Raw genomic sequence first — 20,790 nt, 5'->3', positions numbered from 1 at the left:
GAAGGCTTCCTCTTCCAGAATAGCAAAGCAAATGCCAATAGTATGGTCGCAACTAACTATTAATCCTCTTCAGCCATCTTCAGCAATGTTCCTGTCATACATAACTGCTGAATCAACTATCTTAATTCGTAAACACGTTAGTCAGTTTACGCTCATAGTATCAAGCTGTCTTACAAGCGGGGTTAGCCAGCACACCCCATTAACACATCCAGGACTAAACCCCCAGTCACATAGCAGCGATGAGTGCAATCGCCCGAACAATATCTCCCGCTCCGTAACCCCAGCCGAGGGAGCAAATTTTTGGAGCCACATCTCGCTCATTCGCTATTCGCGAATGTAGAATAAAGCAAACCGCAAGCGATCATCGCCAGTTATGCTCAAACCCCAGGATATTGTTGCCGTACTCAAAGTCCACAGTTGGTCTGGATCGAACTAGACTTACAGCTCCCTCGCTCAAAGCTTGGGTGTGAGCGCATCCGAAGTTCACGGCACTCTCTTGAGATGCGAAGCTGCAGGTCTGTATGATCACTCGGATCGGAGGATAGGGAAGCAAGCACTCCTAACAAAACCTTATTTACTATTTTTAAATAAAAATAATGCACCTCATGAATGCGGTAATCCTAAGTGCAAGGCGCTCGCGCTCTTGCTGGCTATCGGACGAACGATTCCCTCGCGATCATCGACATCAGCCGGCTGCTTCGCTTGCAAACAGGAGGGCAAGGCGCGATCGCGTCAGGCATCCGCCGCCGATACTCAACTGCACCAACTCGAATGTGTCGTGCGATGCTCGGCTCCATCGTAAAGGCGGCTGCCCTGTACACCAATTGGCTCGCTCTTGGCTTCAATATCGACTCACGCGAGCGAGTGTACAGCGAGCGTCAAAGTCCAAACTGCCCCCGCCCGACTTTCGAGCCTTGGCTGTCGAAAGTGAACGATCACTAACTTCAACTCCCAAGAATTCCTATGGCACTCTTGCAAAAACCATAAAAACCATAAATTGATCATTTTTACCCCCCTATAACGTCTATTTGACATGGCTTGCTATGCGACTACCGTACTTATTACGAGGATTTAGGAGGATTCAAGAGGTGTCGGAGTACAGAAAATCACGGCAAAAAAAACAATTCTTTACAAAAAGTAATAAGCATTTATACTTAAAATGAGGCTAAAAGTAGGAAATAGGAGGTGTAATGAGTAAAAAATGTGCTGTTTTTTCCTCTTTTTTCCTCCTTTTTTAGCCCTCTAAAATCCGCATCCAGGTCAAATACGGTTTTTACAAAGTAAAATAGCTCTCAATCAAAGGGTGGGTGGGTGGCATTGACACTCTCAGGGCTGAAGCCGCTGAGATTCTTAAGAAATTGCGTTCTTAATATCCCTATTGCTAGGGTTCCCAAACTCAGCACGTTTGCTCGATTTGAGCGTACTGATATCTTTTGGGCGTTTAGGCGACGATGCGCCAAGTTTCGCGGAGTCCCCGCGTACTATTGACAAAGCTCTATCCCTGATGGTTTTTGCCGCACCGATATCGGCGTGTTCGTGATAGCCGCACTGATTACAAATGAATTTTTCATTTTCTCTGTTGGCTTTTTCAGTGTGTCCACAGTTCCGGCATTCTTGGCTGGAATATTTAGGATTAACTTTAACTACTGTCTTGCCCTGCTTCGCAGCTAGATACACGACTTTCAACCCCAAATTACCCCAACTCGCATCAGAGATGGCTCTATTTAAACCTTTCTTTCTGGATTGACCATTTTTCAGAAATCTTCCATTTTTCTCATCGCTTTTCGCTTTACAGCGACGCATTATCCCAGAAATATTCAAGTCTTCAATAGCTATGATATCCACTTTGCGAGATGCAATTTTGTGGGCAACCTTCCATTGATAGGCTTCGCGCTTGTCGCTAATCTTTTGGTGGAACTTACCGACTCTAATGGCTGCTTTCTTGCGGTTCTTACCGCCTTTAACTTTACGGATAACCCGTCTCTGTCTAATCTTCAGAGTACGTTTAGCTTTCTTATTGGTTGAAAACTTAGGGTTGTCTATTTGGTAGCCATCGGAGAGATGAACCAGTTTAGTAAGCCCTAAATCAATACCTAAAACTTTGGGTTTGTCCCCGATAGTTTTGGGTGTGTGCTCAGGAATAGTTGAGTCTTCGATTCTGACAGAAATATACCAACCATTCTGACGCTTTTTTACCGTACAAGCTTTGATGGTAAAACCGTTGGGAATGGAACGCGAATTATGAAAGCGCATCCATCCCAGCTTAGGTAAGTAAATTTTATTGCCTTGGATTTTCACACCCATTGTGTAAGTAAAGGACTTAAAATTACTGCGGTTTTTGAAACTGGGAAAGCCTCGACCGTCAAAGAAATTCTTATAGGCTGTGTCGAGGCGTTTAACGTTCTGTTGCAGAACCGTCGAATCTATACCCGCGTACCAAGGGCGAGAAACCTTCAATTCAGGTAACGCAGTTATCTGAATATCTCCGGCACTTTTACGCGGGTTTCTTATCTTACCTTCCTTATCTACTTTTGAGTCTTTCCATGGGTTGCCTGTTGCACCATTTTTGCTCACAAAGCAGGTTAAGGGACAAGCTTTGGAGTGAGTTCTAAGATCGCAGTAATCCCCTTGAATAAACTGCTGATTGTACTGATTTATTCGGTCATTTAAGCTCCAGTTGTACTGACTTCGCAGCATATCAAGCCAAGCGGACATTTTTATGTCTTGGGTTTGATTTGAGCGTAGTTTATAGACGTAGTTTGTTAGCACTCGGTTTCCTTACCTCCTGGCTAATACTATAGCATCCATCTCAGGGAATATACATTAAGAACTAAGAAAGATTCACGGCGGTTAAAACCGCGTCCCGCTTTCATCTCAGTTCTAAAGACTCTGAGTTTTCCGCTTGGGCTGTGTTATAAGCTTCCCCACTCCTCATTCTAGGAGTGGGGAAGCGGCCCTTAACAGGCTATTTTTGACATTCTTAGTTGCTCAAGTGGCTCAATCCAAATCATCAATGTCGTCGTCAGCAACATCCACTTCTTCATGCACGCTTTGCGAGCTTGAAGCGACTCCGCTGCTCTGACGGGCGAGCCGTTGATTGCGAATGCCCCGATGCTTGGCGCGGCGATCGCGGATTGCATCCATGTCGGTCAATCCGTATAGGATGCGACCAGCACGCATCAATTCCTTTAAAGGTGTTTCACTGTAGTCAGCGCGAAATTGGGCATTATGTGTTTCCCAATCAAATTCGCCACCGTTAAAGCGAGCAACACTTGCCAGTTCCCGACCTGATTCTTCTCTCAAAACTTCTAGTACCATTAGGCGAAGTTTATCGTTGTAACTAATGCACTTGTCGAGGGCTTTTATCTGAGTCTTATGAGCTTTAGCGGTATGGGTTGCATTAGTCTTTTGAACTTTTTCAGTGACTCTCATTTCTCAATCTTCCTGAATTCAAATTTGTTCATATACACAGCAGCAATCGCTGCCTCTTTAAGTTTAATTATTGGGCTTAACTTTCAAATAAAATATTAATAACTGTATTCAAAACTAATTAAGTTGAAAGTAATTAATACTTTAAATATTTCCCTGAAAGCTGAAATTTGATTAAAATACTCATAATATGAATAAAATAAAAAACTCTACTCTACCGTTTTTAGGTAGAGCAGAGTTTTACATATTCAACAAGAGCGACGGTGAAGGAAGCTGTAAAATTTGAGCGAGGGTGAAAGATTATTCTAAATCTTCGTCCTCATCTTCATCAGCATCATCTTCCTCATCTTCTTCCTCGGTATCGAAATCATCTTCGCTGTCTTCGTCCAAGTCTTCTTCGGATTCATCTGTTTCCTCATCTTCATCAGCATCAAGTTCATCTTCTAAGTCATCCACATCATCGGATTCATCCTGCTTGTTATAGCTGTTGCGCTTAGCAAGCGATTCTTGATTGAATTTGACGAGACCTTTAATTGCTTCTTGCGGGTCAATCTCGAAAACGTCGTACAGTTTGGCCATTACAAGAGCAATGACTTCAATATCGTGGCGCAGTGCATCAGGTTGACCGAATAAAGCTGGAAACACTTCGTTATTCCAACGCTGCCAGTTCATCGTTTTGCCGCGTTTTTTCAACTGTGCAGCAATATCCAAACCTAGTTTTTCCTTGGTAGCGTGACCTACCTTAGTTTGGAGGCGTTTTTCGCGCAGTTGAATTTTGACTCCAAATTTTTTCAGGATCGTAGTTCGCACGCGGTCTAGAAGTGCGTCTGCTTGCTCTTCTACAGTGAGTGTCGAACGGCGACTGACCTGCGATTGGGTAGCTGTCGCTGGGCTCTTTGACTTAGCAGCACCATTGCTTTTGCCATTCAAAGTCACCGCTCCATTGGATGGGCGAGGAGAGTTATGGTTTTTAGCTGTTGTTGTAGCCATAAAGTTTGATTTAATTAAACTACTTCACGGCTAACAGCGCCGTTAGGCGCTCTCAAATTTCATCAAATTTATAATTAGTTTTTTTTATTATCATTAATAATAATAAATAGTTTTTCCTGTGAAATAAATTTCTGTAATATTTCGGTGTATCTTTTTTTGAGTAGCAGAAATACATAATTATGTATATTGAGGAAATTAGGTAAATAATTCCTAAGAATTAAGAGGAGGTTTGGCTGCTGTAGAACTATTGGCTGATGGCAACGCTCGACCGTAGCCTATCAATGAGAAAAGTACCTTTGAATATTTCTTACCGTGGAATTTATGCGTACCATTAATGACTGGCTCGCTTTGGCCCAAAGAGGCATTAAGATTGTCGGGCTGGAGTATTACACGCCTGACCGAATCAGAGTGTTAGCACAGTTCCACAATTGGGGGCAGGAGCTGCATTTGCCTGTTTTCTTTTGGAACTCAGGGTACAGTTGCTTGCAGGAAATTGTGAGTGGAGAGGGTGAGTGTATATTACAAAATAGTGACTTGCGCCCAGATTCTGACGTGCTTGAGTTTCTATTAGAGAATAAGAGAGAGGGAATTTACATTCTTGAGGGAGTGTTAGATTTTGACGAATCCGGTCAGGTGAGTTCGCGTCTGGGGTTTCAATTGGCAAATGCTTACTATCACTCATCTTGGTCTGCGGCTCCTCAGTTTTGGGTGATGCTGGAAAACTACATACAACTGCCGGTGAACTTGCAGCCTTTGATTCCCGTACTGACGACTCCATTACCGTCCCGAGTTGCAGCGCAAAAGGTGGTGGAGTTGTTTTGCGATCGCCATCCTGGGCTTGATGACAAAAGTGACGAGGTATTGCAAGCTGGTTTGGTTCGAGCTTGCCAGGGGTTGCCCCAAGGTGAGATCGAGTTAATTTTAGAGCGATCACTAGCTTTTGCTTATAGCTACGAGGAAATGGCGCAGTTGGTGCTCGACCACAAGGTTAACAAGTTGCGGGGGCGAGGTCTAGAGTTTATTGCTGAGGCAGATGTGCCGGATGCAGGTGGTTTAGACTTGCTAGATGAGTCGCTGTCAAAGGTGGCTTCGTTGTTGAGTCCAGAAGCTGAGAAATACGGACTCAAATTTCCGAAGGGAATGATTCTCTGGGGGCCGCCGGGGACTGGCAAAAGTCTCAGTGCTAAACTTGCGGCTAAGAAGATGGGAGTGCCACTGTTGGCTGCTGACTGGGGTTCGATTGTCGGTTCTTCCAGACCTGACTTAGCTTTACGCGAACTGTTGGAACTGACTCAGGCTTTAAGCCCTACAATTCTGTATTGGGATGATTTTGATAAAGGCTTTGCAGGGTGGGATTCCAATGCAGATGGCGGAGTTTCTAGGCGCTTATCGGGGAAGCTTTTAACGTGGATGCAAGAGCATCAATACCCAATTTATATCGTGGCGACAGTTAACCGTTTGGGGATGTTACCACCGGAATTAATTCGTCGCTTTGATGATATTTTCTTTGTGGATTTGCCTCACGAAGGGGCGATGTATGAGATTTTCAATCTTCATCTGAAAAAATATTTTCCTGAGTTTCGTAATGCTTCTAAGTCGCCTTGGACAGATGATGAGTGGCGAATTCTGTTGAGGGATTACAGGCTTTGTACGCCAGCAGAAGTCGGCAATGCTGTGAGAAAATGTGCTGAGGAAATTTACTATCGCGATCGGGTACAAGGGAAACAGCCCGATGAATTGAAGGTGACTTTGCAGGACTTGCGACATCAGCGCTATCAGTTTACGCCATCGATGCTTCGCGATGAGGAGCAGATTCTAGCGATTCGCAATCAAGCGAGTTATGCTAGATCGGCTAGTGGGCCGGATCGATCGCGATTTTCTATTCCGTTACAGGAATTGTTTGGTTAGCCAACTTGTAAGGGTTATTCTGGAGAAGGCTGGCTGCTTCTGATATCCACATAGAGGGAGAGCATTTACCCATCTAAGTACAGCATATTCTAGGTATATAGAGTACACTAAAGCCAGTATATGAACAGGGAAATGAAACCTTACTGTACTTCATAAACCTGGAATCCGCTGTATATTTAACTATGTCTGCTTTCACTCCACAGCCTAACAGAGACGCATCGGACACCATTCGAGGATATGTCTATCAGGTTGATCTGACCATTGAGCGTTGGCTTTCTTTGCAACCCGGAGAATTCCTAGAACTAGAGTGTGGGGAGGATATAGATTTAATTTCCCGTTCACTTTCTGGAGAAGAGGAAAGACGACTCGAACAGGTCAAAAACTACAACTCTTCTGTTACGCTTTGGAGTGCTGTCACAGCCATTGCTAATTTTGTTGAGCATCGTAAGAATAATTTGCAGCAGAAATTAAAATTTCTTTACACAACTACTGCCTTAGTTAGTAAAGAGAGACCTTCTCCAGAAATGCTTAAGAAAAAAGAAGGCATTTTTGTATGGGAACATATCCGCCAAGGGACTCTAACAGGAATCTCTCAAAATGAAGCTTTAGAGGGCATCCGTATAATTCTAAATAAGGACTCTAAACCAGAAAAGTTTTCTGCTACAACTTGGGCAGTATTTCGGAATTTTATCACAACCGTTAGCAATGAAAAACTACTCGAGCTAATTTGTAGCTTTGAGTGGAGTACAAATACATCAGCTCCTCAATCATTAAGAACTTGTATTCTAGAAACGCTCATTCAACAAGAGTATCCTACAAATGAAATTCAAGCAAACGATCAGTATCAAAGGCTTTTCCTCTATGTCTTTAAGCTACTTTCTCAGCCTGATATCAAACAACTCACAGTAGAAGAGCGAACGCATCAGCTTTCACTGCCCACACTAAGTGAGAAAGACCATAACCTGTTGCAAAATCTTATATTTAGTGTCTTGAATCTTGAATCGCGTGTGGGGATTCTGGAGCAAAGTTTTACACAGTTTCCCCATGCAATCGCTTCACAAGTTAATGACCAAGTGCAGCGCTTGATTAAACAGCAGGGTGTTGATGTAGCAATTAATTACTCTCCAACTCCACCAAATATTAGTATTCCCCTGCTTGCAGAGAATGCAAGTCATAGGGAGCAAACTGTCCAATCAATAATAAGCATTTTCAACGATTATAGTTGGATAGCCATTGACGGTATGGCTGGAGCGGGTAAAACCCACCTCGCTATAAGTACATGGACAGAAATATTTACACAGATATAATTTTGCAAGGCTCACAGGAAGAGAATTTCAGATTCTATTTTGTGTAATTAATTCTGTCCAACTACTTATTAGTGGCTCAAGCTATTGGCACTTGTCGTGCTTGGGTGCGGTTGCGGGACTTAACCCGTAGAGCAGCCTGTCAGCAATTAGATGCGGTCTGTAGAGAACTAACGGGCACAACATCGCAAAGCAATCAATACGAGTGGTACTGCCAGCTATGTAAAAGACTTGGTGAAGGTGCAATGCTAGTGCTGGACGATCTGCCAGAACTTTCAGGTAGTGATGAACTTTCAGAAAAACTGATTCAGCTAACGATAGCGTGCAGATTACATGATGTTCGGATCTTGTCAACCAGCCCCTATCAGCTTCCATTCAGTCTTGAGGAATTTATAGGAAATACAATTCTTCATTCAATGAAAGTTCCACTTTTTACTGATGATGAAGCTGCTGAAATCCTTCAATCTTACGGTGCACCAAGTTCTTTGATTAGTGCAAATTTGCTCAGAGGCATAAACGCAATCGCACAGAAACACCCAGTATTACTCACTACTATTGCACGAGATTTAAGCAAGCACAGTTGGCAACTTAATGAAGAAGTATATGAGAGGCTACTCAAAGGTGAGTATCAAGCTGCACTCAACAGCCAGATAACTAGGCGTGTATTGGATTCTGTTGAGGATGAGAATACCAGAGAGTTGTTATACCGTCTCTGTTTGCCCGTTGGTAGCTTTTCGCTGATTGAGGTGCAAGCTGTCGCATCTGTTAACCGAGTTTTGGAAAGACCTAGCGAGCGCCTACATACTCTAGTTGGACTTTGGGTGCAACGCGATGTTGATGAAGGTTTGCTCATTTCTCCCCTGGTTAAGCAACTAGGGGAAAATAATTTGTTGGTTGAGACGAAAAAATCATGCCATTTAGCGTTAGGAAACCTGATTGTATCTAGACACCAACTTGGCCCGCAAGATGTTATCAATGCAATTATTCACTTCCTTGGTGCAGAAGTTTTTGACCGAGCTGGCTTGATGCTGATTCCGGCTCTTGGAGAACTAAATTCTATGGAGATTTTAGTGGATGACAGAGGATTGCTATCTTTATGGGGTAGTCTGCCACTTCCTGAGCAAATGGATCTGGGCATTCGTATTTTTCTGCGTGGCTTGCAAATTGCTGCGCGACACAAATATGGTAAATCTATATCTTATTTAGTTGAAGACTTAGATACACTCCTTGAGCAGGCAAGCGATAAAAATGCTATAGGCGTTCTTGCAGCCATGATGGCTACTAACTCTGTCTTTGACAATGACCCTATACGTGCCAATAGATATTTAAGAACTGCACTCCACTTTCTACCATATGCACAAATACCGGGTAGCAATGAGCCAGCATTTTCTGATGAAGGATTACTTGGATTCATGATTTGGACAAATAGCCAAGGAATCACTTCTCCGGAGCACCTTCGCGATTGGATTACCACAATAGAGCAGCTTACTCTTGAACAGAGGCAGTTTGCCTTTACTCATGAGGTAGCTGAACAAGGTTGCTTGGTAGTTTCAGAAAAGCTATGGCTTAAAGAGGCTGAAAAGCCTCAAGAAAAACAGGATTGGTCTGCAATACTTGCTGCCTATGAAGACTTGGCAGAACGTGCTAACAAACTTGCTTTGGAACTGCTGTGGGCGTGGGCTGTACGTTCTAAAATTATTGTTTTAGGGGATTATTTGCGAGATGCAAATGCCGCAGTAGCTGTTGCACAAGCAGCAATTCGACAAGCATCTGACGAACCGCGAGTTCGGTTTTTGCTCCAAGAGATCGTAGGCCGAAAATATGTACTCATTAACCAAAATAATCAGGCTATTATCTGGCTTAGCAAAGCATTAGGTGAGGAAACCAATGCTTATCCCTATCTACGCCTAAAAGTTCTCATATATATGAGTATTGCAACTGGAAAGCAAGATGCTCAGTTAGCAATTGAATTTGCTAGACAGGCCGTGAGTTTAGCAGAAACTAATAGTCTTATTGATAAGAGCGAACTGGTAAAAGCACTTGGTGAACTTGCTATTGCCCAATGGCTAGGTAGCAATTTATTACCAGATGTGTTTGAATCTTTAGATCGGGCTGGTAAGCAGCTTTTGGCTTGTAGATCGGATGCAGAAGACTGGAAAAAGCTCTTTCTTGTGTATCGTCATATATCGGGTTATTTCTCTTATCTTGCCCGCACTGGTAGTCCTCCCAATGAAACACTGGGTGGCGAAGCTTACGCCGCACCGCAGCGAGGTATTCTTTTTTCTCAAAATTCAATATTAGTAGATGATTATGACAGAAATCGAGAAAGTATAGTTTTGACAAATTTAGCATTTTTTGCAGCTTCCGTTGGCAATGATGAGCGAGCAGCCTTTTGGGCTTTGAAAGGAATGGATGATGCAAGAAATACAAACCAGTGTACTGTTTTCGCTTGTCTCAGTCTGGAGGCTCTTCCGTATCTACTGTTAAATGCTCGTTATGCTGAAGTCCTCGATTTTGCGATGGATGCAGGAGCTTCTTTTGTCGCTAGTATGCAACTGCTTCAGCTTGGTCAAGTTCCACAAGGATTGGATCTTGATGTCGAAACCATTTTAGGTAATAAGCCTAGTGAACTATGGCGGAATGCTGAACATCATGCAGCCTTAGTTGGACTACTCCCCGTAGTTTTCCAGATTGGTACAGTGGCTCTACGCTCTTTTGAACTCGCAGGCTCACAGGCGACAGAAGTAGCAGCAATATGTCACCAAATTAGTGCAACAGCAGTGAAGCCGCAACTTTGGTTACAAGCAGCAGAGCTACTCGAACAAATTTACTTACCAGAAGTTTCATATAGCGAAATACTAGATCTTAGTAACAGGTTCGATCCTCAAACCGAAGAAGTGTTTCTAGCAATTGGGTACTTAGTTGCCACGCTACAAAATGATACTCCGCTTGAAACAGATATTCTCCTGCATATGGCGATCGCACCTTTCATATACCAACATCGTGAACCCTTATCTGCGACATATCGCCGACTGATTTTACCTTTTTTTATAGATTATTGGAAGATTAAATTTGAAAGGGTGTCACTTCGGTTTCGTTCAACATCATTGGTTGGTCGAATCTTGAATACAGCAGAAAATTTCCCTGAAGCTGAAAGACTGCAATTTGTCTTAGTCACAATGGCATTTGCTCTTAATGTCAGGTTGCCACGGGATTTTGCCAATTTTACTAGGGCTTCTGCTCCTGAAGTTGTTAGTTTTTTATCTGCGTTGTAGAACTTCTATTTACTATGCTACTCCTGTTGGCGATCGCAGCAATGTACTATTTTTCATTGCTGCAATCTTGAATAATTGACAACTAGGCACAGAAGCCAATACAGGAGGTGTCTGATAAATAATACTTCCTGTTAGAAAAATAGAGAAATTAATCGGACTATTTATGGTTAAAATAGCAACTTTTTTTCAAGCCCAAGACGAAGTAATTCTTACTTCTAGTTCAATCGGAACTTGCTGTAGATATAGCTCTCCAGCTTCCACCATCACTTTTTTTAGAAGGCGGGTGGTTCTTTTTAGAGTTGTTTGCGGACACTCTAACAGAATCTCGTCATGTACCACACCAATCAACTTCGCTCCAGTCTTGGGTAGGAGTTTGAACAGACGAGCGATCGCCACTTTCAACATATCAGCCGAAGTTCCTTGAACCGGGTGATTAAGCAACTCAGAAAGCCGGGGTTTCTTTGCCCACCGTCTTCTACGTCCGCCAATTGTACGAATTTGCTTGATATCTTTGACGTACACCCTTCTCCTGATGCTGTCATGCCATCTTTTGATTCCAGCATAAGCTTGAAAGAATCGTCTTCTGAACTCTTTAGCTTCCTCCAAGGTTAAAAAAACATCGTACTTTTCTTCAGCATAAGCTTGGAGTTTGGCAGCACCCATGCCGTAAATTAATCCGAAATTAACTGATTTAGCTATCCGTCTATCCTCTGCCGTTACCTCCTCTAACGGCTTTCCCGTAATCAAAGAAGCCGTTAAAGTATGCAAATCTTCACCTTTAGCGTAGGCATCTAACATTCGGCGATCGCCAGATATTTCAGCGACAATCCTTAGCTCGATTTGGCTGTAATCCGCTTTAATAATTTGATATCCTGGAGCGGCAATGAAGCACGCACGCATCCCCTTGGCAGTACAATTTCTGGGAACGTTTTGCAAATTTGGCTTATTGCAACTAAAACGTCCAGAACGCGCACCGCATTGCCGATAGCTGGGGTGAATTCTCCCCGTTATCGGGTGAATGTGTTTGGGCAATGCCTCAGCAAAATTTGAACACAAAGATGCTAATTTCCGATAATTAAGTAGCAACTGGATAATCGGGTATTGACCAGCTAGAGGAATAAGTTCGCTCTTGGTTGTTGACTTGATTGGAATGTTGAGAACCTGAAGAGCACTTAAAACTTGTACAGACGAGCGGGGATTTATAATTTCTACCATCTCTGGAAACAGGGAAAGTTGTGCGCTACGGGGTGGTTTGAGACCGGCTTTCACTAATTCCACCAGCGTAGTCTGCTTTTGAGCTTTCAGTTCCTCCCCCACCAAATGCCAGTGTTTTACATCCAGTAACATTCCATTTAGTTCCATTTGGGCTACAGCAGGCATCGCTTCAAATTCAATTTGGGCGGTTTCTAGTAACCCAGCACTCCGAAGTTTTGAGATGAGTCGCGCTCTAAGTTTCAGCAGGACAGCAGCATCTAAAGCGGCGTATTCTAACTGAGAAGCTGATAGCTTACCTCCGAAATTGCTCGACTGTAGGCTCTTGTCAAGTTTGATTCCTAAAAATTCAAGAGCGAGGGATTGTAGATCGTGATCTTTCTTGAGTCCAGAGCGCAACACCTGACTCGCTAGCATGACATCAAAAAATGGGCCAGACGGTCTAAGTCCAGCTATTTCTAGTACCTGCCAGTCGAACTTACCATTTTGAAATACTTTGAGCGCACTGCTGTTTAGAAGTGCTTTTAAAGGCGATAATTCGCGATCGGCAAGAGCAGCTAGATCGACAATTATCACTGGGCGGTGGGGGACAGCTATTTGGATAAGTCGGATGCGTTCTGTAAGTGGATCTAGCCCGGTGGTTTCTGTGTCTATGGCTATAACACGAGCTTTTATTAAAGGCGAGAGAACATCATTTAGTCTGGAAAAGTTTGTAATCAGCTCGTATTCCACAATAGGATTTGGGGCAAAGTGTGGGGAATTATTCATGGGAGTAGAGGGGTTTTAAGGTAATAGTTTTAGTCGTAAAATTGATAGAACTAGCAGAGATATTGGGGCAGATATTCGGTATTAAAGTGTAAATTACATTCTTAAATATAATTAAAAAAACTAATAGTAATTATTTGTTGAAAGGTAAGTTGTGCTGTCCCCACTAATAAAACGGTATAGTGGGGAAGCAATCGTCTACTTTTTGTCTATTACGACTAGGTAGCTCTCAACAGTCACCGGGCGATCGCTCCCCCAAAAGATTTCTAAGGGAAGTTCGATTAACTTGGCTGACGTGCGCTTAAGAAAGGCTCGAAATGCTTGTGATCGTGGCTCGCCTCCGACATTCATGGAATTGCTAACAACACTTACCAGGCGTCCCGAATTGGCTAGAAAAAGGTTATAGGCACGTTGTATGATATCTAAATCAACTCCTTTGATCTGGGGCGTTGAAAATGGCGGATTTGCCAAAATTTTGCTATATTGCCTCTCTGGTTCAGTTGTTAAAAAGTCACTTCCGACTAGATTGAACCCTTTTTGGAACAGGAGTTGTTGTAGCAGGGGGTCGATCTCAATTACATCAACGATTGCACCCGCTCTAACCATAGCCTGCGCCAATAAGCCGTCTCCTGCTGTTGGTTCTAAGGCGTAGATTCCTGAAACTAATTGAGCTTCTTCAATCATAAGCTCAATTAACTCTGGGGGAGACGGAAACCAGGAATAAGGTGGAGCTTCTCGGATTCGCTCATATAGTATTTCTGCAAGCGATGAAGTTTCTTTCATTGTAATTTTGCTGCGATTATGGCTATAATTGGCGAAGATTGCGAGTTTTTTTATTGCTCAAATAAAGTCAATTGCCATTCAAATTTTGACTTATCTTTTGGTGACTTAGCTGTTACCATTTCTGTCGGTAAATCTGCATCAGCGCTTTTATCTTGGGACAATTTACGTTTGCCCCAGCCTTGGGATGCTGCATGGCGGACAACGCTTTTCCTAATTGCTCTAGCTAGATGGTAATAATCATTTTGGATGCTGTCAAAGTTCACGGCTGAAAATTCAGCTAATTCGGACAAGTTGTAACCATTTGGTAGCCGATTATGTCTTGTCAAGGTGTCTTGTGCTGCCCACATATAGACGTTGTAATAACTGTGGTGCAGAGGAGCTTCAAATGTGGCTCCCATCATATAAGCCACGACTTCTGTGGAAGTGCAGTAATTCCCTACACTTCTGTTGCTGTACTCCTCTACAATCAAATCGAGCCTATCGGATAAGCAAGCCGTTTTCAACCAGTCAGGTATGCTTTCTGACCAGGGGGTTTTGTGTAAAACTAATGGGCCTGCATAGTAACGTAAAAGGGGAAGGGGAATTCCGGTCAATTCCAGTAGCACGGCTATTAAGTCGCGGTGCATACCCATCTGGGCGAATAGCTTCAGCTTTTCCAAAATGCCGGACTGAGGTTTTACAGGGTGAGTGGTAATTTGTTCAAGTAATTCGGGCGTTAACAGATTTAGCTGAGTCATCTCTTTTTGAAGAATAATTGTGTGACGAATGAAGATCAGAAAAATCGCGTAGCGAATTCAGTTACAGGGATTTGCGCCGTCTGTTGGGCAAACAATTCGGCCGAGATACGCGCCTCTATATTTCTGAGTAATTTTTACCCACCTTGCTGGATGGAAGGCAGGCGAAATTAAGAGCGATGCCAGCGCTATATTTTATTTCGTGCAATAGCAGTAGGTCTTGGTTGTTTGCGGATAGGCTACGTCGATCGCCGTAGCCTATCCGCCGATAGGCGGTAGTTTAATTACGACTATCGGATGAAACGGCTGCTCGTTCTCCCTAGCTACGCTGAATTGTTGATTCTTACTACTTTGTAGCTACAGGATTTATGAACGAGCCAAACAATATCTATGGCAATGAACCCGGTTACAGCGCTGATGGCTATGCTGTTAGCGGCTATGAAAGTAACCCGTGCGAGTCCTCCCTTAACGGATATCGAAGCAACGGTTATAGCAGTCAGCAAACTGAGGGTTACGGGGTTCCAGACTACTTTGCTGATGGCTATCGAGAAAACGTTTTTGAAGGCGATTTGAATTTAGCAGATACTCCGTGGACGGAGACGGCTGCTAACCCTAACCCCTATTTTGAGGGAGGGGCAAATGACGCTAATTCCTATCAAAATCAAACAGCTACTTCTCATTTCGACGGCGGTGACTTAGAGCTGTAGTGCTTCAGATTGCAGGCTACAAATCGCCTGTATGAAACTTCTCTTTTCGGCGACGATGACTTACAGATGCAGTGCTTTACGCCGAGGCTGCTCCATGTAAAGCCTCGGTTGACTGCTTTATTTATTTTAAGAAGCGCAATTGCAGCCTCATCAAGTTCGGTGGGTTCCTTTCTCCCACTTAATTGCTTAACTTTTGTACAGTATCCTCAACCAATAACCAAAGTTTTTTGCACAAACATGAGAAGAATATTATCAACAAGATTCTGGCAATTATCAGTATCGTTATTCTCTCTAGTCTTAATAGTTTCCATTTTGTTTGAGCAACCAATATTTGCTATGGCACGAACCCCTGCTGATACAACTGAAATGCCAACCAAAATTTTAGAAATACCAGGGATAGACAGGCAAGGAAATCCTACTTCAGTTAACGCCCTCTTGCCAGATTGGACACAAATTTCTTTTTCTCAAATGCCACCCATCAGTCAATCTGGAAGCCTTTCAGCGGGAGAGTACAAGCAGGCAGTTGGCTATGATTTGAGCCGAAGTTGGACAGCAGGGCAAACTCCTGACCAGTACATCATGTTGGGCGATATCAGCCAAGCTTTGCAACCAGAACTGCTATCGTTTGGTTTTGTCGCGCAGCAAGCTGGTCTGAATTTAGATAGCGTAGCTTTAAGCGCATTTACTTTAGTTGCCAAGCAGTCGTTAAATCAGTTAGTTCAGGCTATCCCTCTTCTCGGTCAATTTAAAGTCGCAGAGATTGCGCCGGTGGCGGGACTTCTAGCAACAAAAGCTGCTGGCATTAATGTAGCCGATCGCACTCTAGAGCTGGTTCTCAGTTCCAATCCACAATTAGGTCAGTTGAAACTGGGAGAAATTGACCTGTCTCAGTACTCAATATCTTCGATTCCGAACTTAAGCAGCGCTCAACTTGGCGCGTTTTCAGATTGGCAAACAACCTTAATTAAAGACGTACCTGGGCTGAATGCTTTACCTCTGTCTAGTTTTCCCAATCCAATAGCAGAATTAGGCAATTTAGTAATGAGAATTGATGCGGTTTATGGTCCCGCCGAGCGACGGCGAACTAAGACGATATCAGGCTCAGACGTTCAGGGATTCTCAGTTAACTGCCAAGAAAATGATTGCGCTTACATCGAACTAGACGATCTGGAGAATTCGGGTCGGAACGCTCGCGGTTCGCTCGAAGGCAAGCAATGGATTAGCGGTAAGTACCAGGAAGTGGAGGGCGGATCGGGCTGTTTTAAAGGTGTCAACGGCGGCAAGGAACCGACGGGAAGATTGCCTTTTGGCAGCGCTTTTAAGGTAGTGGTCATGGAACCGGACGAGCAAACCGATACCGTTGATACGGCTCTATTCTTCCGATTTTGTTCGCCTTGCGGCTGCTCTCCTTATTTCATTGGCCCAGTACCTTTCTTCACCTATCGGGTTAATTCTCCCATTTTCGTTGGGGCGCTGGGATCGTCCTCTGGCGGCTCTTCCTCTGTACGAACTGCGGCAGTTCGCGACGGAGTATCTTCTCCTGTTACAAAAGGCGTAACTACAGCAGCTAATATTAATGTTCCTTGCCCTCCGGGTAGCACCGCACCAGCGCCCGTGTCAGTTGGCAATGTTCAAGGAGTCAATGTTCCCGCTTTGTCGGAAGCGATCGCCAGTATTGAAAGTAGCGGTTCTTACGAGAATGCCGGCGCTAATGCTTGCGCTGATGGTGGCAATAATTGTGTGGTTCCGTTGGGCAAGTACCAGTTTATAAACTACGACGAGTACGCTGCTAGTTCAATTTCATCTAAACCAGGGGGCACGCAATTTTTAGCCAAACTGCGAGGCGGTTATCAACCCACTCAAGCAGAACTTTTTCAATTTTTTCCGCCTGCCGATCGAGAAGCTGTTTTTGCTCAAAGTCTCGCTTCTAAGCTGAATGCCACCTCTCAAGAAAAAGACCCTACTACTGGGAGTCTTTTTAGTGGCGATCGCCTGATTGAGCGAGTAGCTCAAAAGCATTTCGGGGGAGACTACTCCAAAGTTGACGGCTCTTCAACCGATACATTCGGTCGTTTAACTCTCTCAAGTTACGGACAGGATGTTTTGAGGCGCTATCGAGAGGGAGGTAGGGCGATCGCGGAGTCGAATGCTGCTGCTTGCGTTCCGACTTCCAGTGCGGCGCAATCCTCTAATTCTGCGAGTGCTGCCCCCGGCGGCGGTTCATCCACGAGTCAGTATATCAAGCCTGCGAATGGGCCAGTAACCAGCCGCTTTGGGATGCGAACTCGTCCGGTTTCCGGGGTGCGGAAAATCTATAACGGCATTGGAATTGCCGGCCCAATGGGAAGTCCGGTAAAAGCTGTTGGCGGCGGCGTTGTCAAGACAGCGGTGTCTAACTGCCAGGAAGGGTTACAGAACTGTGGCGGTGGCTACGGCAACTGGATCGAAATTGAACACGGCAACGGTCGCACAACTCGGTACGCTTACCTGCGCGAGGGTTCAGTGAAACTCAAAGTGGGCGATCGCGTTTCTCAAGGTCAGGTCATAGGCGGACTAGGCAGCACTGGAACAACGGCAGACCCTAGCTTGCACTTTGAAACCCGCATTAATGGAACGGCTGTTAACCCATCTCAAGAAGGAATTTGAATTAAACGGAGATGTTCTGCACCATGATTTTCTTGAAAAAACGGACAATTATGTTGAAATTTACCTGGGGCTTGCTAACAGCTTTTTTGGTTTATTTGTCGAGCAGTTTATTCACCCATCCCCCAGCTTTTAGCCAGCCGACTCGGAACGCTGATTTCCCTTCAGCTTGCCTTCCTGTTGGTCTAGGGACTCTCAGGACAGAGTTTGTAACTGAAGTAACAGATGGCCGCACTCAATATCGCTTGTTCGATGCCTATTTGCAGGGAGATGCCGTGCCATTTTCTGTATTGGTTTCTCTCCAAGAGACGCAGTGTAGCTTGCTTTATTCCAACCCGACGAACGATTTTTATCCTTACAGCCGCACTGTCAAGCTGCCGATAGCAAGGCAAATCGCTCTGGGGGAATTGCGTTACTCCATCAACAAGGCAGGGAGTATTGATAAGTTCCGCTCTACCTTGCAGCCGAATTTTGGAGAACCCACTTGGCGATTTTCGGAAGAAGAGCTTTGGGCATTTAAGCAGGTTGGCATTACTGTTCCTCCACTTAGTAAAACCAGCCCAAAGAACTGATACCGATACCAAATCAGATGAAGGTAAGAGTCCTACAAGCAACAATAAAACGTTTGCTCAAAGCAGATTTAGTAAATCTGCAAGGTGTCTGTCATAACCGGATTTAGTAAATCTGCAAGGTGTCTGTCATAACCGGATTTGGTATGACATCTACATAGAAAATAGTTCGCGGAGGTCAAATCAATGTTTAGCAAAAATCAACAACTAACTTCTGGTTCAGAACACATAGGGAAGCCACCAATCATAGCTGGAAAGAAAAATTTATTACTGTTTTCTCAACCTTCTCAGAAGAAACTCCCAAACCCCGCTCCTAATTCCCTAAATAATTCGGGGTCCAGAGTATCATCGTTTTTATTTATTGGGCGGTGGTTCCGCTTTGGAGTGGTCTTGTTCTTGCTGCTATCAGTGTTGTTAGGAACTACTGGTTGTACCGCGAGTGCTACAACGATTTCATGGACACCTGCTACTAGACTCATCCCTGTTGAAAATGTTCAAGGCATAGTTGCCGAAAATTCTGAGCTTAACCCCCAGGATTCAGCATCAAATGTGTTGGCTTGGGCTGTAAACAAACCAGCAGGCAGGTTAGTTATTTTTAATTTTAACAGCCCTGGAGTTTGTGGAGCAGGAGGTTGCTTATATGCTGGATATTTATTCAGAAAAAACGTTTCTACTACTCGTGTATTTGCTAGTTATTTAAACGACAACTTGCCACCGAAGAGACCGCTAATTCAAGTAGTAAGTGACCCCTCAAAAACCTCTGATTTGCCTTGCTTGCAAGTACAGCAGCACTCACAAAATGGTATTCGGCAGTTGTTTTTTTGCTTCAACGGTCGCCAGTACCAGTTAGCTAACAGTTCCTTGATTGAGCTTCCCCATAAAATGCAATAGGCGAGTTTAAAGTATAGCAGTTCTCAATAAAGTGAGGTAGGCGGGAATGGAGGCAAGCCCGTCAGCCCGTCAGCCCTATCTGCGAGCGTAACTCATGTTACTGAGAAAAGTTATATTTGAGCTTGACTATCTGTTAGCGAGATCCTGTTTTGCATAAGAAAAAAATGCCTCGCTCCCTAACTGGATATGAGGCACTTCTTCAAAAGTAACTAACCGAGACTGTTAGTCATCTGCTTCCGCATCAAAATCATCGTCGAATTCCTCTTCTTCATCTAAATCGTCGAAATCATCCTCTTCTTCTATTACTTCAGCGGCAATTTTCCGAGGGTATTTATGATTGGCGGTCTGCTTTTTTCCATTTTCTCTTTTACGAGCAGCGGGTGGCAGCACTTGAATTTGCGGTTCGGCTGTACCTGGTAATGCAGGAGTTTCAGTGAATCCGGCAATGATATCGTGCAGCCCCCAAATCGCATTTTTATGCTGCGGGCGTCCCAGATATAGAAAGGGGAAATTATCAGCAGTTGGCTTGGTATAGCTGACAGTTTTGCAGCAGTAGCTCTTATTAGAGCCTTCACCTTCTTTAACTCCTTTGAACTCCACCTCTAGGATGCCGAGGCTCCGCCATTTATCGGTTTTCCCGCTGAAAGGAATTTGGAAATAGTCGGCGAATGCTTTTTCCAACAAACGGTAGAATTCGTCTCTGGCTGCTTTAAAGCTCCAAAGCGCAACATTCTTAAATCTGACGACAATAGGCGTGCTGTGTCTGGGACGATTGTTTTCATCCAAGAAGACAATGGCGTGTTCGCTAACAACATCCATTATCTTTTTATCGAGTTGAGCTTTATACTCTTCGTACAGCCCGACAACACTACCGCCTAGATCGGGAACGTCATTTTTGTAACGAATGTATTCAGGGATGAATCCCAACACGCATAAGTGGCATTTAGAGAACAGCAGACCTGTAACATCTTCTGTTAGTCCAATTGTAGTCATTTCCTCTTCTGTTGGCATGACAAACCAATTGGCTTTTTCTAGCTGATCCTCTGGAATTAATATTCCCGCCACTTGTTCGTTGATGACGATGCCATAGGGCAGAATTGGTCGCCTTACTTGATTGTGACCGGGTTCTAGGAGTTCGGGGTCAATTTCAAAATCAAAGTCTTCTGAGTCAAATTGAGTTGTGTCTTCTGTTATTTCTGGTTTGACTGGGGTTTTAGTTTTAGCTTTGCTATTAGTTTTAACCATTATAAAAGTTGCTGAAAAGAGCAACTCAGAAAGGCGGTAGCCTTAACTCCAAGTTAAGCCAGTAAATAATCATTGCTGCGTTACCTTGATAAAGCACATCAACTACGTTGCGATTGTTAGTATGAGATATTGAGGATTAAACAGTTGACGCTTAGAGGCATTGAGAAATTCGATGCTAACGGGTTCGTCAGTTTCGTTATAACTAACAATCACGCCCCCAGGTTCAGAGATAGCATTGGCTGGAAACGCATCACGGAAGATAAAAATCAGAATGTCTGCTTCTGCATCGTATTTAACTTTCATTTGTATTCTCCTGCCAATATCGCTTGACTTGA

At 43.9% G+C, this 20,790-nt stretch carries 15 protein-coding genes; 7 read left to right on the top strand and 8 right to left on the bottom strand.

What is annotated here, in order from left to right; genetic code table 11:
* Positions 1 to 1,350 precede the first annotated feature (1,350 nt).
* The 3 genes from QUB24_RS02780 to QUB24_RS02770 form a co-directional block, all read right to left on the bottom strand.
* Complete coding sequence (locus tag QUB24_RS02780; RefSeq protein WP_333150417.1) at positions 1,351 to 2,769, bottom strand: transposase; 1,419 nt, start codon at positions 2,767 to 2,769, stop codon at positions 1,351 to 1,353.
* Positions 2,770 to 2,997: 228 nt separating this feature from the next.
* The gene (locus tag QUB24_RS02775) at positions 2,998 to 3,432 is read right to left on the bottom strand and encodes an aminoacyl-histidine dipeptidase (protein WP_333048787.1); all 435 of its coding nucleotides are present in this window, start codon (positions 3,430 to 3,432) and stop codon (positions 2,998 to 3,000) included.
* Between the two features lie 297 nt (positions 3,433 to 3,729).
* A complete protein-coding gene (locus QUB24_RS02770; protein WP_333150415.1) occupies positions 3,730 to 4,419 on the bottom strand; it encodes a hypothetical protein in 690 nt (229 codons plus the stop codon).
* A 321-nt stretch (positions 4,420 to 4,740) separates the two neighbouring features.
* Here QUB24_RS02770 and QUB24_RS02765 point away from each other — a divergent pair, with 321 nt between their 5' ends.
* The 3 genes from QUB24_RS02765 (at position 4,741) to QUB24_RS02755 (ending at position 10,906) form a co-directional block, all read left to right on the top strand.
* Positions 4,741 to 6,327: an AAA family ATPase gene (locus QUB24_RS02765; RefSeq protein WP_333150413.1), complete on the top strand. Its 1,587-nt coding sequence runs from the start codon at positions 4,741 to 4,743 to the stop codon at positions 6,325 to 6,327.
* A gap of 182 nt (positions 6,328 to 6,509) precedes the next feature.
* Positions 6,510 to 7,634 carry a hypothetical protein gene (locus tag QUB24_RS02760; protein WP_333150411.1) on the top strand — a complete coding sequence of 375 codons (1,125 nt, stop codon included), beginning with the start codon at positions 6,510 to 6,512 and terminating at the stop codon, positions 7,632 to 7,634.
* A gap of 71 nt (positions 7,635 to 7,705) precedes the next feature.
* Complete coding sequence (locus tag QUB24_RS02755) at positions 7,706 to 10,906, top strand: hypothetical protein (protein ID WP_333150408.1); 3,201 nt, start codon at positions 7,706 to 7,708, stop codon at positions 10,904 to 10,906.
* A gap of 186 nt (positions 10,907 to 11,092) precedes the next feature.
* Here QUB24_RS02755 and QUB24_RS02750 read toward each other — a convergent pair whose 3' ends face one another.
* The 3 genes from QUB24_RS02750 to QUB24_RS02740 form a co-directional block, all read right to left on the bottom strand.
* Complete coding sequence (locus QUB24_RS02750) at positions 11,093 to 12,886, bottom strand: bifunctional 3'-5' exonuclease/DNA polymerase (protein WP_333150406.1); 1,794 nt, start codon at positions 12,884 to 12,886, stop codon at positions 11,093 to 11,095.
* Positions 12,887 to 13,081: 195 nt separating this feature from the next.
* Positions 13,082 to 13,666 carry a class I SAM-dependent methyltransferase gene (locus QUB24_RS02745; RefSeq protein WP_333150404.1) on the bottom strand — a complete coding sequence of 195 codons (585 nt, stop codon included), beginning with the start codon at positions 13,664 to 13,666 and terminating at the stop codon, positions 13,082 to 13,084.
* Positions 13,667 to 13,716: 50 nt separating this feature from the next.
* Entirely contained in the window at positions 13,717 to 14,403 is a 687-nt protein-coding gene (locus tag QUB24_RS02740; RefSeq protein ID WP_333150402.1) for a hypothetical protein, read from the bottom strand.
* A gap of 365 nt (positions 14,404 to 14,768) precedes the next feature.
* On the opposite strand from QUB24_RS02740, the gene QUB24_RS02735 reads away from it, so the two are divergent.
* The 4 genes from QUB24_RS02735 to QUB24_RS02720 all read left to right on the top strand — a co-directional run bounded on the left by QUB24_RS02735 (position 14,769) and on the right by QUB24_RS02720 (position 19,210).
* Entirely contained in the window at positions 14,769 to 15,107 is a 339-nt protein-coding gene (locus QUB24_RS02735; protein ID WP_333048779.1) for a hypothetical protein, read from the top strand.
* 336 nt (positions 15,108 to 15,443) lie between these two features.
* Entirely contained in the window at positions 15,444 to 17,753 is a 2,310-nt protein-coding gene (locus QUB24_RS02730) for a M23 family metallopeptidase (protein ID WP_333150400.1), read from the top strand.
* 50 nt (positions 17,754 to 17,803) lie between these two features.
* Complete coding sequence (locus QUB24_RS02725; RefSeq protein ID WP_333150398.1) at positions 17,804 to 18,322, top strand: hypothetical protein; 519 nt, start codon at positions 17,804 to 17,806, stop codon at positions 18,320 to 18,322.
* A 183-nt stretch (positions 18,323 to 18,505) separates the two neighbouring features.
* Positions 18,506 to 19,210 (top strand): hypothetical protein, encoded by a 705-nt coding sequence (locus QUB24_RS02720; protein WP_333150396.1) that lies wholly within the window; start codon positions 18,506 to 18,508, stop codon positions 19,208 to 19,210.
* 222 nt (positions 19,211 to 19,432) lie between these two features.
* Here QUB24_RS02720 and QUB24_RS02715 read toward each other — a convergent pair whose 3' ends face one another.
* Positions 19,433 to 20,455, bottom strand: coding sequence for a DUF5895 domain-containing protein (locus QUB24_RS02715; RefSeq protein WP_333150394.1), 1,023 nt, complete (start codon positions 20,453 to 20,455; stop codon positions 19,433 to 19,435).
* Positions 20,456 to 20,557: 102 nt separating this feature from the next.
* Positions 20,558 to 20,758: a DUF2283 domain-containing protein gene (locus QUB24_RS02710; protein ID WP_333150392.1), complete on the bottom strand. Its 201-nt coding sequence runs from the start codon at positions 20,756 to 20,758 to the stop codon at positions 20,558 to 20,560.
* Positions 20,759 to 20,790 lie beyond the last annotated feature (32 nt).

Origin of the sequence: Microcoleus sp. B9-D4 (assembly GCF_036705105.1) — a bacterium.
GTDB lineage: Bacteria > Cyanobacteriota > Cyanobacteriia > Cyanobacteriales > Microcoleaceae > Microcoleus.
The sequence above is the reverse complement of the archived record's forward strand: the minus strand, read 5'-3'. Positions and strand labels throughout refer to the sequence as shown.